Origin of the sequence: Tardiphaga sp. (assembly GCF_044336785.1) — a bacterium.
GTDB lineage: Bacteria > Pseudomonadota > Alphaproteobacteria > Rhizobiales > Xanthobacteraceae > Tardiphaga.
The window spans coordinates 1-13,641 of the sequence record NZ_JBIIOT010000033.1 but is presented as its reverse complement, the minus strand read 5'-3'; the positions used below and the strand labels follow the sequence as shown (position 1 = coordinate 13,641).

The window sequence follows — 13,641 nt, the reverse complement described above, 5'->3', positions numbered from 1 at the left end:
CGTCGTTATAATGCGCGTTTCATTCCAATATTTTGACCGAACGGGGCAATCGTGAGCAAAGCTGTTGAAGAAGGCCTTCCCTATCCGCTGGGCGCGCATTGGGACGGCAACGGCACCAATTTCGCGCTGTTCTCAGCGAACGCCACCAAGGTCGAGATCTGCCTGTTCGACGGCGACAAAGAAACCCGGATCGAACTGCCGGAATATACCGATGAGATCTTCCACGGCTATCTGCCCGATGTTGGCCCCGGCCAGTATTATGGCTATCGCGTCCACGGCCCCTACGAGCCCGAGAAGGGTCATCGCTTCAATCCCAACAAGCTGCTGCTCGATCCCTATGCGCGCGCCCATGCGGGCACCCTGAAATGGGACCCGGCCGTGTTCGGCTACAAGATGGAGACCGGCGACGATCTCACTTTCGACGAGCGCGACTCCGCGCCCTTCATGCCGAAATGCGTAATCGTCGATCAGGATTTCGACTGGACCGGTGAAGCCGGCCGCCAGCCCGTGCCATGGGATCGCACCATCGTCTACGAGACCCATGTGAAGGGCTTCACCAAGCTGCATCCGGATGTGCCGGAGAAGCTGCGCGGCACCTATGCCGGCTTCGGCACCAAGCCCGTGGTCGATTATCTCGTTGATCTCGGCATCACCTCGGTCGAGTTGCTGCCGGTGCACACCTTCATCAATGACGACTATCTGCTGAAGAAGAAGCTCGTCAATTACTGGGGCTACAACACCATCGGCTTCTTCGCGCCGGATCCGCGATATGCGTCGGACGTGCCGAACTCACTGCGCGAATTCAAGGAGATGGTGGCGAAGCTGCATGCCGGCGGGCTCGAGGTCATTCTCGACGTGGTCTACAACCACACCGCCGAAGGCAACGAGCTTGGCCCGACGCTGTCCTTCAAAGGCATCGACAATGCCAGCTATTACCGGCTGATGCCGGACAAGCCGCGCTACTACATCAACGACACCGGCACCGGCAACACCGTCAATCTCTCCAATGCGCGCGTCATCCAGATGGTGGCCGACAGCCTCCGCTACTGGGTGCGCGAGATGCATATCGACGGCTTCCGCTTCGATCTCGGCACCATTCTCGCCCGCGAGGTCTATGGCTTCACCGAACAGAGCGGCTTCCTCAAGGCCGTCGATCAGGACCCGCTGCTCACCACCGTGAAGCTGATCGCCGAGCCATGGGACATCGGGCCCGGCGGCTATCAGGTCGGCGGCTTTCCGCCGGGCTGGGCGGAATGGAACGACAAGTTTCGCGATACGGCGCGTGACTTCTGGCGCGGCGAGGCACCGGTCGCGGAGCTTGCGCCGCGGCTCGTTGCTTCTGGTGACATGTTCAATCACCAGGGCCGCCGTGCCTGGGCCAGCGTCAATTTTGTCACCGCCCATGACGGCTTCACGCTGAACGACAATTTCAGCTACAACGAAAAGCACAACGAGGCGAATGGCGAAGACAACAAGGATGGTCACTCGCATAACCGCTCGTGGAATTGCGGCGTCGAAGGTCCGACCGACGACAAGGACATCATTGCGCTGCGCGAACGCCAGAAGCGCAACATGCTGGCGACGCTTCTTTTCGCGCAGGGCACGCCGATGCTGCTCGGCGGCGACGAATTCGGCCGCACCCAGAAGGGCAATAACAATGCCTATTGCCAGGACAGCGAGATCTCCTGGTTCGACTGGAAATGGACCGAAGACGGCAAGGACCTGCACGCCTTCACCAAGCGACTGATCAAGCTGCTGGCCGACTGTTCGGTGCTGCGCCGCTCGCGCTTTCTGACCGGCGAGCACGATCCGCATCTGGATGTCCGTGACGTCACATGGATCAACGCCAATGGCGGACCGATGCAGGAGGAGCATTGGAAGGATGGCAACGTCAAATGTTTCGGCATGCTGCTCGATGGCCGCGCGCAGAAGACGGGCATCCGCAAACAGGCGAACGATCAAACCATGCTGCTGATCCTGAACGGCTTCGAAGGGCTGGTGGATTTCACCATGCCGGAAGCCTTCGGCGGCAAGGGCTGGGAGCTATTGGTCGATACCAACATCCCGGATGCACCGGGCGGCCAGACCTTCCCATTCGGCGAGATGTATCAGGTGACCGGACGCTCGCTTCTGTTGCTGACACTGCAGAAGTAATGATCGAGGCAGCGGCGGCTCAGCCGCTGCTGCCCACAATTCCCGCAGATTGCATCCGTTTTGTCGCGGAACGATGTTTCATGCGTGAACTTGTCTGACATAATCTATTCATGTGGCAATGCGGCCATGGGAGACGTCAGGTGCAAATCCGCGCTGGCTACGATATCGCATTCGAATTCGACAAGGAGACTGCGGTGGTGCTGATGCTCAGCATCCATCCCGATCGCGAGCAAGACTTGCTCAGCCCGCATCAGATCCGCATCTCCCCTGAACTTCCGATGCACGACTATCACGACATCTATGGCAACACATGCACCCGCTTGGTCGCGCCGAAGGGGCCGCTGACCATTAGCAACAACTTCCTGATCTCCGACAGCGGCCTTCCCGAACTGACACCGCCACCCGGTAAGCTCACGCCGGTCGGTGGTCTGCCGGACGATGTTCTCATCTATCTCCTGGGCAGTCGCTATTGCGATACGCAAAAGCTGTTCGATCTCGCTCTGGCGGAATTCAACGGCATCGAGGATGGCGCACAGCTGGTGCAGGCCATCGTCGATTATGCGCATAACCGGATCGAATTCGGTTATTACCACGCCCGCAATGATCGCACCGGCTTCGAGGCGCATGAAGAGCGTATCGGTGTGTGCCGCGACTTCGCGCATCTCGCCGTCACGCTCTGCCGCTGCATGAATATTCCGGCGCGCTATTGCACCGGCTATCTCGGCGATATCGGCGTCCCCATAGATCCCGCGCCGATGGATTTCAGCGCCTGGTTCGAGGTCTATCTGCTGGGTCAATGGTACACATTCGACGCCCGCCACAACGAGCCGCGGATCGGCCGCATCGTCATGGCCCGCGGTCGTGATGCCGCCGATGTCGCCATCTCGACCGCTTTTGGCAAGCCACTGCTGACGCGTTTCGAAGTGGTCACCGATGAAGTGACAGACGAAACGATATCAGCGCAGCGGGTCGCCTGACTTAAGCCCGCGACGGGCTGAGCTTCCACGCCAGCGCAACGATGCCCGCCGTGAGCACGCCAGAGATCATGCCAGCCACCGGCAAGATCAGCGTCAGCACCGCAGTCGCTGCCCATCCAACAGACGAGAATGCTTCGGCAAACGTCGCGATGCGCGATGACGTCTGGCGCCTCCGGAACTGACTCCGCCTCGCCTGAACGCGGAACCAGAGCTGGATCGCCGTTGCGGACGCCGCTGCAATGACCGTCGCGAGCGTGGCGACAAGCGCCATGTGGCCGGAGATGAATGCCAATGCCACGATCAGCGGCATGAAGATCGCAGCAATGCAGATCAGCACGACTTCGATCTTCGCACCGAGCAGCGATGTTGACTGCAACGGCGCCGTCGCGACCAGATCGGCAGCGTCTTCGCCGGAAATCGTCAGCCATGCCAGACCGCCAGCGAGTTGTCCGGCCGCCATCACGATCACCGGAACCAGCACGATGAACGCACTCGGGCCGTCGCCAAAGCTGCGCCACAGCATCAGGGCCGGAGGCAGGAGATACAGCAATTGCATCAGCGTCTGCGACATCAGCCAGGGATCGCGCCACAGCAGCTTGAATTCTTTGCGACGCAACGCATGCCGGCGCGACGTCGCGCGAAACGGCCTGGCATTGCCGATCTTGCGCGATGCCAGTTGCGGCGATGCGCTCGCCACATAGCGGCCGAAATGCGGAGAGAACAGCGCCATGGTGACGCCGAGCAAAAGCAGCGCGGCCGCGAGCAATGGCAGCAACACAGCGACATCGCCCAGCATGGCGCGCGCCGGCCACCAGACAATGCTTGATGCGTCGGGCACGAAGCTGATCACCGCGTCCGATGTCAGCACTGCAAAGCGTGACAAGGTGCCGTAAGACAGGATCGCCGCCACCTGCAGTGCGATGACGAAGCCGGCGCCGGTGACAGCGGAAATGATCTGGGCGACCATGCGCGTGCGCGCCGGCCCGCAAAGTTCGAACAGCCCGACCGCGACGGCGATGGCGATCGCGGATGCCGACAGGCCCATGATGACGACCACGCCATAGGCCGCGAACCACCGCGCGCCGCCGCCGAACACCAGAACATTGATAAACGGCGTCGCCAGCATCACCGCCATCAGTGTCACGGTGAGCGCAATCGCTGCGATCCGAACGGAGAACACATTGGTGAGCGGCGCCGGTGACGATACGATGAGGTCGAGATCGGCGCGCGCATAGAACACGCGCGTCACCGACTCGATGGCCTGCGACAGGATCAACGCCCAAGCCAGAAACACGCTGGCGGTGATGATGATGGCACTCTGCAGATCCAGCGGCACCTGCACATCGGCAAAGCGACCGACCACGGCATAGGCCGGCAGATGCAGGAAGATCACGAAGACAAACAGCAAGATCGTCGCGCTCCGCGTACGGCGTCGGCGACCGCCGGTCAGCATGCCCAGCATTTCGCGCCAGCCGAGCCGCAGCTCGTGCCGCGCGAACCATAGCGCGCTGACGGCCGCGCTCATGCGGCCGCCGATGCGTTTTCGACCAGCGCGACAAACATCTCCTCGAGACTGGTGTCGCTCTGCCCCATTTTCTGGCGCAACTCGGCGAGCGTGCCTTCGGCGATCAGCCGCCCCGCCGCGATCACGCCGATGCGATCCGCCATGCGCTCGGCCACTTCCAGAATATGCGTGGTCATAATGACGGTGCAGCCGCTGCGCACGCGTGTCTGCAGCAATCCCTTGACGTGACGCGCGGAGACCGCATCGAGGCCAGTCAAGGGCTCGTCGAGAATGATGAGCCTGGGATCGTGCACCAGCGCCCCGGCCAGCGCCACTTTCTGCCGCATGCCCTTGGAAAAGCCTTCGCAGCGCTCGTGCATATGCCCGGCAAGACCGAGCGAGGTGAGTAACTCATGCGCCGCCACATCGGCTGTTGCGGGATCGCAGCCCCACAGGCCCGCGATGAATTCAAGATATTCGAGCGGCGTCAGCTTGTCATAGATCATCGGCTCATCGGAGACCCACGCCATCACCTGCTTGGCGGCAACGGGATCGCCGAGCGCATCGATATCCGTGATGCGGATCGCGCCAGCATCGGGCGGCAACAAGCCGGCCACCATGCGCAGGGTCGTCGTCTTGCCCGCGCCATTGGCGCCGAGCAGTGCATAAAACTCACCGGCATAAACAGTAAGGTCGAGCGCATCGACGGCGAGCCGATCGAAACGTTTTGTTAACCCCCGCAGTTCGAGAGCGGTCGCGCGCGTGGTCATCGTCCGGCTCCGAACCTTCATGCAACATGCGTTGATGCAACCAACATGCGGCGCAGACGTTTCGCCTCGGTGAACGCGATCGTCAGAAGCTGCTACCTGCGCAAAATCATTTGCGTAGTTATGTACCTATCAAAACCGATGGATTCATCATGCGATACGGTTGTTCACTGATCGCTCTTCACAATCGAAATGCAATTATCTAAAACAATCATTAACTAACACAACTTCGACTAGATTCGATCCGACGTGATCCCGGAGAGTGCTGATGACACGCCACGCTGTCCTGCGAATCCCGACCGTTACTGATTTCGATGCGCCCTATTTTCTCTCGACGCCTGGCGCCGGCAAGACGATTGCCGATCACCGGAAGAATCAGATCGTCTTCGGACAAGGCGACCATGCAGATGCCGTGTTCTTCATCCTGCAAGGGCGGGTGAAACTCACGGTACTCTCCGAGCAAGGCAAGGAAGCCGTGGTCGGCCTGCTTGAGCCCGGCCAGTTCTTCGGCGAATGCTGCCTTAACGGAATTCCGGTGCGGACCTCGACGGCAACGACGATGGAAGACAGCATCATCGCGGTCATCAACAAGGCGACGATGCTGGCCACCTTGCGCGATGAGCCCGCGATGTCCGAATTCTTCATGGCCTATCTTCTGGCGCGCAACAGCCGCATCGAGGAAGACCTCATCGACCAGCTGTTCAATTCGAGCGAGAAGCGCCTGGCGCGATTGCTGCTGATCCTTGCCCGCTTCGGCGAGGATGGCAGCAGCCAGCCGATCGATATTGATATCAGTCAGGAAACGCTCGCCGAGATGATCGGCACCACGCGCTCGCGCGTCAGCTATTTCATGAACAAGTTCCGGCGCCTCGGCTTCATCAGCTATGACGCGACCATCCAGGTTCACGAGTCGCTGCTCAACGCGATGTCGAATACTTCGATCGCGGCGCAGAAGGCCTCGTAGACATTCATCAACGACGGCTGTTCGCCAAGCGATCCCGCCTGATCGCAACGCAACACCATATTACCTGATAAACTGAGATGGAAAGGTAATTAAGACCTCTTTCACTGGAAGTCCCTAAGGCTGGATTGGGGATTTACGAACGCGGCATTTTGTTAGCTGCGGCGGAAGGGGCATTTCAGATGTTTGTACTCAAGTCGATTTCGGCGCGCATGATCGTCGCCATCACGCTGGTCGCGGCAGGCTCCTGTGGCGTTCTCGCCGCCTTCAGCATGTGGCAGCAGCAGGCCATCGTCGATACCGCGCTCGAACGCGAATTGCAGAACGACTATCTCAATCTCACTGCCGCGCTGAACGCCGAGACGCGCACCACGCTGTCGATCGCCGAGACGCTGGCGGCGATGCCGCAGATGAAAGACGCCGTGCGCGCCAAGGATCGCGCCGCCACGCTGGCGCTGCTCGACCTGCCCTATGCCAGCATCAAGCCACGCGGCCTCGAACTGATCACCGTCGCCACGCCGCCGGGCATCGGCTTTGCCCGCGTGCACAATCCGAAGACCTTCGATGACGACATGACCCCGCGCCGCAAGACGGTGGCGCAGGCGACGAGCACGCGCAAGCCGATCGGCGGCGTCGAGCCAGGTCGCGATGTCCTGAACGTGTTCGGCACCGCGCCGATCCTCGATGGCAGCAACATTCTTGGCGTGGTCGATGTCGGCGCGCCGTTCGGCAAGGCCTTTGTCGATAGCATGAAGACGCGCTTCAAGGTCGATGTCGCCATCCACCAGATGGACGGTCAGGCCGCGAAGACGCTGGCCTCGACCTTCACCGGCGCCGCCGTCGATCCAAATGTGATCCGCCGCGCGCTGGCTGGCGATGTCATCATCCAGCAGGGCGAATTGAACGGGCGTGCGTCAGCGACCTCCTTCGGCCAGATCAAGAACTTCTCCGGCGAACCGGTCGCCGTGTTTGAAATCGTGCGCGATGCCAGCGCCTATCAGGCCCTGACGCGCAGCTCGCTGACCTGGCTTGTTGTCGCCTCGATCTGCGTGCTGTTGCTCGCCGCCGCCGTCGCCACCTTCATGGGTCGCAGCATGGCGAAACCGATCAGCGCCCTTGAGGCCGCCATGCGCAGCATTGCCGGTGGCAATCACACAATCGCCGTGCCGGGCGCCGGCCGCAGCGACGAGATCGGCTCGATGGCAGGCGCCGTCGAGGTGTTCAAGACGGGCCTGATCGAGACCGAGCAGCTGCGCGCCTCGCAGGACGAACAGCGTGCGCGCGCCCAGCATGAGCGCCGGGACACGATGAATGCCCTCGCCGCACGCTTTGAAAACGGCGTCGGCGGCGTTGTCAGCGCTGTCAGCTCGGCCGCGACGGAACTGCGCCACACCGCGCAATCGATGGCAGCCACCGCGGAGGAATCCACCAATCAGACTGCAGCCGTCGCCGCCGCTTCGGAGGAAGCCACCCAAAGCGCACAAGCTGTCGCCGCAGCTGTCGAGGAACTCAACGCCTCGATCAGCGAGATCGCCAAGCAGGTCAATGAATCTGCCCGCGTCGCTGGCGACGCCGTCTCGCAGGCCAATGTCACCAATAGCGAAGTACAGAGCCTTGCTGAGGCCGCGCAGAAGATCGGCGATGTGGTCAAGCTGATCAGCGAGATCGCGGCGCAGACCAACCTGCTCGCGCTCAACGCCACCATCGAGGCGGCGCGTGCCGGTGAAGCCGGCCGCGGCTTCGCGGTCGTCGCCTCCGAAGTGAAGGCACTGGCGACCCAGACCTCGAAGGCGACCGACGAGATCTCGACCCAGGTCTCGTCGATCCAGAACGCCACCCGCCTGTCGGTGGATTCGATCCAGAACATTACAACGACGATCGGCCGCGTCAGCGAGATCGCCAGCACGATTGCCGCCGCTGTCGAGGAACAGGGCGCCGCCACGCTGGAAATCGCCCGCAATGTCGCTGAGGCCGCACGCGGCACCGGCGAGGTCTCGCAGAACATTGCCGGCGTGAACCACGCCGCTCGCGAAACCGGTGTTGCGGCGTCGCAGGTGGTCGAGTCTGCCGGGGAACTGTCGCGCAATGGCGAAGACCTGAAGACCCAGGTGGATGCGTTCCTGCGCGAAGTGCGCGCGGCTTAAATACAGGTGTCGTCCCCGCCTATGCGGGGACGACAATGATTGCGAACAGAACGGGAATCAGCGAGCGTGATTCGTCACCTCGGATCGCTCCCTTGCTCGCTTCAGCTGCCTATCTCGACACGCTCAATCCGGAACAACGCGCCGCCGTGGAACACGGCGTGCGCGAACGCGACACCACGCCATCGGCGCCGCTGCTGGTGATCGCAGGTGCCGGTTCCGGCAAGACCAACACGCTGGCGCATCGCGTCGCACATCTGATCGTCCATGGCGCCGATCCGCGCCGCATCCTCCTGATGACCTTTTCCCGCCGTGCCGCCAGCGAGATGGGTCGCCGCGTTGAGCGCATCGCGCGAAAAGTGCTCGGCAACAATGCCGGCGTGATGACCGATGCGTTGAGCTGGGCAGGCACCTTTCACGGCATCGGCGCGCGCCTGCTGCGCGACTATGCCGAGCAGATCGGCCTCGATCCCGCTTTCACGATCCATGATCGCGAAGACTCTGCCGATCTGATGAATCTGATCAGGCACGAACTTGGCTTCTCAAAGACCGAGAACCGTTTTCCGACCAAGGGCACCTGCCTCTCCATCTATTCACGCTGCGTGAACGCGGAGATGCCCCTGGAGCAGGTGCTCGGCGCGAACTTTCCGTGGTGCGCGGGCTGGGCGGCGGAACTGCGCGATCTGTTCGCCGGCTATGTCGAGGCCAAGCAGAAGCAGAACGTGCTCGATTACGACGACCTCCTGCTCTATTGGGCACAGATGGCGGGCGAACCACAGCTCGCCGCGCATCTTGGCGGCCGTTTCGATCATGTGCTTGTGGACGAATATCAGGACACGAACCGCCTGCAATCGACGATCCTGATGGCGCTGAAGCCGCAAGGCCACGGCCTCACCGTGGTTGGCGACGACGCGCAATCGATCTATTCGTTTCGCGCCGCCACCGTGCGCAACATTCTCGATTTTCCGACGCAGTTCTCGCCGCCGGCAACCATCGTCACCCTTGACCGCAATTATCGCTCGACCCAGCCGATCCTTGCCGCTGCGAACGGCGTCATCGGCCTCGCCCGCGAGCGCTTCACCAAGAATCTTCGCACCGAGCGCGAATCGTCGGCGAAGCCGCAGATCATCACGATCAGGGATGAAGCCGACCAGGCGCGCGCCATCGTCGAGCACGTGCTGGATCACCGCGAGGGCGGTGCGCGGCTCAAGGAACAGGCCGTACTGTTCCGCACCTCATCCCATAGCGGTCCGCTCGAGATCGAGCTGACGCGACGGAACATTCCCTTCGTCAAATTCGGCGGCCTTAAATTTCTTGATGCCGCGCATGTGAAAGACATGCTGGCACTGCTGCGCTTTATCGAAAACCCGCGCGACCGCGTCGCCGGTTTTCGCCTGATGCAGCTCTTGCCCGGCGTCGGGCCGGCCTCCGCGCAGAAGGCGCTCGATCACATGATCGCATCGTCTGATCCGATCACAGCCCTCGCGCTGGCGCCATCGCCACCACGCGCGGCCCATGACTGGCGCGGCTTTGTCGATGTGATCAGCGAGATCAAGTCCGGCCGTGCCGGATGGCCGGCCGAACTCGAACTGGCACGGCAATGGTACGAGCCGCATCTCGATCGCATCCATGAGGATGCGCCAACGCGCCGCGCCGATCTGATCCAGCTGGAATCGATCGCCGCCGGCTATCCGTCGCGCGAGCGCTTTCTCACCGAGCTGACGCTCGATCCGCCGGATGCGACCAGCGATCAATCGGGCGTGCCGCTGCTTGACGACGACTATCTCATTCTCTCTACCATCCATTCCGCCAAGGGGCAGGAATGGAAATCGGTTTACGTGCTCAACGTCGTCGATGGCTGCATGCCGTCCGATCTCGGCACCGGCACATCGGCGGAGATCGAGGAAGAACGCCGTCTGCTCTATGTGGCGATGACGCGCGCCAAGGACGACCTGCATCTGATGGTGCCGCAGCGTTTCTTCACCCACGGCCAGCAGTCGAATGGCGACCGCCACGTCTATGCGTCGCGCACGCGGTTCATTCCCGACGCGTTGCTGCACCTGTTCGAGCGCACCAGTTGGCCCCGCGCCGGATCGGAAGCCGCGCGCAGCGCCATGCCCAATGTGCGGTTCGATATCAATTCGCGCATGCGTGCGGTGTGGCGGTGAATTGTAGGATGGGTTGAGCGCAGCGATACCCATCACCGCCAGCGCACGTGGTGATGGGTATCGCTGCGCTCAACCCATCCTACGCGTCAGAGCTTTGCATCCCAGCTCGGCGTCCCACTGAACCGCGCGACCAGGAAATCGATAAACAGCCGCACCTTCACGGCAAGATGGCGTGTCGGCGGATAAATCGCATAGAGCGTCAGCGGCGGCGCCTTGTAAGGCTTGAGCACGCGCTGCAGCCTGCCATCGCGCAAGGCGTTGCCTGCGATGAATGTCGGCAGCAGCGCGATGCCCCGCCCCTTCACCGCGGCATCGCACAGGACTTCCGCATTGTTGACGCAAAGCGTCCAGCTCGGCTGGATCCAGTGATCGCCATCCTTACCGGTCAGCTTCCACTGATTGCCGGTGAGCAGAAAACCGTAGGTCAACAGGGCGTGCTTGCGCAGATCTTCCGGAAGCTTCGGTGCGCCATGTTCCTTCAGATAATCCGGTGACGCGCAAACGGCGCGATCAATGGCAACGATCTTTCGCGCGATCAAACTGGACGATTCCAGATCGGCAATGCGCAGCGTGACATCGAACCCGCCCTGCATCGGGTCGACCTGATCGTCCGACAGCACCAGCTGGATCTGCAGCTCCGGGCATTCCGCCATGAAATCCGCCACCGCCGGCCCCAGTTGCAGCGTGCCGAATGACATCGGCGCATTGACCCGCAAAAGCCCCCGCGGCGACGATTGCGCCTGCGCCACCGCCTGATCCGCCGCATCGATGTCGGCAAGGATGGTCATCGCGCGTTCGAAATAGGTCTGACCGCTTTCGGTCGGGCTGGCATGGCGCGTGGTGCGGTTCAGCAGCTGGACGCCGAGGCTCTCTTCCAGCTCGCCGACATATTTCGAGATCGCCGACCGCGACAGCCGCAACTGCCGCCCGGCTTCCGAAAAGCTCCCGAGTTCGACCACTTTGACGAAGGCCCGCAGGCTGTCGAGTTTGTCCATGCCAGTCCTCACAAACTTCGCCCCTCATGGTGAGGAGGCGCGTAAGCGCCGTCTCGAACCATGAACTGGCTTGGCTCCGAGCATGCCGCCATCCTTCGAGACGCGGCCAAATGGCCACTCCACAGGATGAGGGACGGAGCGATTGATTGTCCTCAAATCATAGACAGTCATGTCACATATTGCCAGATTGTCTTTGCGGGAGAACGGACCAATTATCCGGGCAACGGAGGACGAGACGCCCTCCCAAACCGGAGACAAGACCATGTCAGGCATCCATCACGTCACCGCCATCGCCGGCCCCGCGCTGCGCAACTTCGACTTCTACACCCGCGCTCTGGGCCTGCGCTTCGTCAAGAAGACGGTCAATTTCGACGATCCCGGCACCTATCACTTCTATTACGGCGACGAGACCGGCAAGCCGGGCACGATCCTGACCTTCTTCCCGTGGGAGCATGCCGCCCCCGGTCGCGGCGGTGTCGGCCAGACCCAGCAGACTGCGTTCCGCGTGCCGGCGAGTTCGCTCGGCTATTGGACGCACCGCTTCATCGCACAGGGCATCGCCCATGAGGCGCTCGAAAAGCGTTTTGGCGAGAGCGTGCTGCCCTTCACCGATCCGGACGGCATGAGCCTCGCGCTTGTCGGCGTTCCCGGTGCTGAGGGCGAAGCGGGCTGGAGCAATGGCGACATTCCGGCGGAGCATGCGATCCGTGGCTTCCATGGCGTCACGCTGCTGCTGGAGAAAGCCGGGAAGACGAGCGCGATCCTCACCGACGTGTTCGGCTTCAAGGAAGTCGCCCGCGAAGGCTCGATCATCCGCCTGACCGGCGATGCCAGGGAAGGTGCCGTGGTCGATATCTACGAGGCTGGCGGCTTCCTGCCGGGTCGCCAGGGTGTCGGTTCGGTCCATCACGTCGCCTTCCGGGCGAAGGATGACGCCGAGCAGGCCGAGATGAGCCGCAAGCTTGTGGAGGTCCACGGCCAGCATGTGACGGAGCAGAAGGACCGCAACTACTTCCGCTCGGTCTATTTCCGCGAACCCGGCGGCGTGCTGTTCGAGATCGCCACCGATGTCCCCGGCTTTGCCGTGGACGAGCCCGTCGAGTCCCTCGGCGAGCATCTGAAGCTGCCGGCGTTTCTTGAGAAGCATCGCAGCGAAATCGAGGGCGTGTTGCCGCCGCTCGTAACCAACGAGGTGTCGGCATGACCGATCTGTCTCACATCCATCGCTTCGTGCCGGGCAACCGGCACGAAGCAGCCCCTCTCCTGCTGCTGCATGGCACGGGTGGCGACGAGAGTGATTTGTTGCCACTCGGGCAGTCGGTTTCGCCGGGTGCCTCGCTGCTGTCGCCGCGTGGCCAGGTGCTGGAACACGGCATGCCACGCTTCTTCCGCAGGCTTGCGGAAGGCGTGTTCGACGAGGACGATGTGCGTCGCCGCGCCAATGCGCTTGCGGATTTCGTGAATGATGCCCGCAAGCGTTACGATCTGCCGGCGCCGATTGCGCTCGGCTATTCGAACGGTGCGAATATTGCTGCGGCGGTGTTGCAATTGCGACCGGAGACGCTGGCAGGCGCAATTCTGCTGCGCGCGATGGTGCCATTAAGCGATGCGCCCACCGTCGATCTCGCCGGCAAGCCGATCTTGATCGTATCGGGCCAGTCCGATCCGATCATCCCGGCAAGCAATTCGCAGCAACTGGCCGTGAGATTGGCCAAGGCAGGCGCCGATGTGCAGCATCGCACGCTGCCGATCGGGCATCAGCTGTCGCAGGCGGATTTGACGGTGTCGCAGGAGTGGCTACGAGGTATTGAACTCACAAAGGACGCTGCTGCTTAACGTCTCCCCGCTTGCGGGGAGACGTCGGAGGCGAGCGAAGCGGAGCCTTCGGGTGACGGGGAGCCTCCACAAGCTCGGAGCCAGTGGAGAGCCCCCTCACCCGACTTCCACGCGCTCCGCGCGTTACAGTCGACCTCT

General features: G+C 62.1%; 10 protein-coding genes. 7 read left to right on the top strand and 3 right to left on the bottom strand.

The genetic code is table 11. The annotated features are described in order from the left end of the window. Positions 1–51: 51 nt before the first annotated feature. A complete protein-coding gene (glgX, locus tag ACIQ2A_RS11815; RefSeq protein WP_398479197.1) occupies positions 52–2,154 on the top strand; it encodes a glycogen debranching protein GlgX in 2,103 nt (700 codons plus the stop codon). Between the two features lie 140 nt (positions 2,155–2,294). Further along, positions 2,295–3,131, top strand: coding sequence for a transglutaminase family protein (locus tag ACIQ2A_RS11810; RefSeq protein ID WP_398479195.1), 837 nt, complete (start codon positions 2,295–2,297; stop codon positions 3,129–3,131). A gap of 1 nt (position 3,132) precedes the next feature. On the opposite strand, the gene ACIQ2A_RS11805 is transcribed toward ACIQ2A_RS11810, so the two are convergent. Both ACIQ2A_RS11805 and ACIQ2A_RS11800 read right to left on the bottom strand, forming a co-directional pair. Beyond that, complete coding sequence (locus ACIQ2A_RS11805) at positions 3,133–4,656, bottom strand: permease (RefSeq protein ID WP_398479193.1); 1,524 nt, start codon at positions 4,654–4,656, stop codon at positions 3,133–3,135. Next, positions 4,653–5,405 carry an ABC transporter ATP-binding protein gene (locus ACIQ2A_RS11800; RefSeq protein WP_398479190.1) on the bottom strand — a complete coding sequence of 251 codons (753 nt, stop codon included), beginning with the start codon at positions 5,403–5,405 and terminating at the stop codon, positions 4,653–4,655. The genes ACIQ2A_RS11805 and ACIQ2A_RS11800 overlap by 4 nt, the downstream gene beginning before the upstream one ends. 265 nt (positions 5,406–5,670) lie before the next feature. Here ACIQ2A_RS11800 and ACIQ2A_RS11795 point away from each other — a divergent pair, with 265 nt between their 5' ends. The 3 genes from ACIQ2A_RS11795 to ACIQ2A_RS11785 all read left to right on the top strand — a co-directional run bounded on the left by ACIQ2A_RS11795 (position 5,671) and on the right by ACIQ2A_RS11785 (position 10,672). Next, a complete protein-coding gene (locus tag ACIQ2A_RS11795; protein WP_398479188.1) occupies positions 5,671–6,366 on the top strand; it encodes a Crp/Fnr family transcriptional regulator in 696 nt (231 codons plus the stop codon). Between the two features lie 179 nt (positions 6,367–6,545). After that, the gene (locus ACIQ2A_RS11790; RefSeq protein WP_398479186.1) at positions 6,546–8,507 is read left to right on the top strand and encodes a methyl-accepting chemotaxis protein; all 1,962 of its coding nucleotides are present in this window, start codon (positions 6,546–6,548) and stop codon (positions 8,505–8,507) included. A 35-nt stretch (positions 8,508–8,542) separates the two neighbouring features. Continuing rightward, positions 8,543–10,672, top strand: a complete 2,130-nt coding sequence (locus tag ACIQ2A_RS11785) for an ATP-dependent helicase (protein ID WP_398479184.1) — start codon at positions 8,543–8,545, stop codon at positions 10,670–10,672. Between the two features lie 86 nt (positions 10,673–10,758). Here ACIQ2A_RS11785 and ACIQ2A_RS11780 read toward each other — a convergent pair whose 3' ends face one another. Beyond that, positions 10,759–11,667 (bottom strand): LysR family transcriptional regulator, encoded by a 909-nt coding sequence (locus ACIQ2A_RS11780; RefSeq protein ID WP_398479182.1) that lies wholly within the window; start codon positions 11,665–11,667, stop codon positions 10,759–10,761. 262 nt (positions 11,668–11,929) lie between these two features. Here ACIQ2A_RS11780 and ACIQ2A_RS11775 point away from each other — a divergent pair, with 262 nt between their 5' ends. Together ACIQ2A_RS11775 and ACIQ2A_RS11770 are read left to right on the top strand one after the other, a co-directional pair. Further along, positions 11,930–12,871 carry a ring-cleaving dioxygenase gene (locus ACIQ2A_RS11775; protein ID WP_398479180.1) on the top strand — a complete coding sequence of 314 codons (942 nt, stop codon included), beginning with the start codon at positions 11,930–11,932 and terminating at the stop codon, positions 12,869–12,871. After that, positions 12,868–13,503: an alpha/beta hydrolase gene (locus ACIQ2A_RS11770; RefSeq protein WP_398479178.1), complete on the top strand. Its 636-nt coding sequence runs from the start codon at positions 12,868–12,870 to the stop codon at positions 13,501–13,503. Before ACIQ2A_RS11775 ends, ACIQ2A_RS11770 begins: the two co-directional genes overlap by 4 nt. Positions 13,504–13,641 lie beyond the last annotated feature (138 nt).

Coding starts and splice junctions, on each gene's coding strand:
- ACIQ2A_RS11805 (WP_398479193.1), bottom strand. CDS start 4,656: ATGAGCGCGGCCGTCAGCGCGCTATGGTTCGCGCGGCACGAGCTGCGG.
- ACIQ2A_RS11790 (WP_398479186.1), top strand. CDS start 6,546: ATGTTTGTACTCAAGTCGATTTCGGCGCGCATGATCGTCGCCATCACG.
- ACIQ2A_RS11775 (WP_398479180.1), top strand. CDS start 11,930: ATGTCAGGCATCCATCACGTCACCGCCATCGCCGGCCCCGCGCTGCGC.
- ACIQ2A_RS11780 (WP_398479182.1), bottom strand. CDS start 11,667: ATGGACAAACTCGACAGCCTGCGGGCCTTCGTCAAAGTGGTCGAACTC.
- ACIQ2A_RS11770 (WP_398479178.1), top strand. CDS start 12,868: ATGACCGATCTGTCTCACATCCATCGCTTCGTGCCGGGCAACCGGCAC.
- ACIQ2A_RS11785 (WP_398479184.1), top strand. CDS start 8,543: ATGATTGCGAACAGAACGGGAATCAGCGAGCGTGATTCGTCACCTCGG.
- ACIQ2A_RS11795 (WP_398479188.1), top strand. CDS start 5,671: ATGACACGCCACGCTGTCCTGCGAATCCCGACCGTTACTGATTTCGAT.
- ACIQ2A_RS11800 (WP_398479190.1), bottom strand. CDS start 5,405: ATGACCACGCGCGCGACCGCTCTCGAACTGCGGGGGTTAACAAAACGT.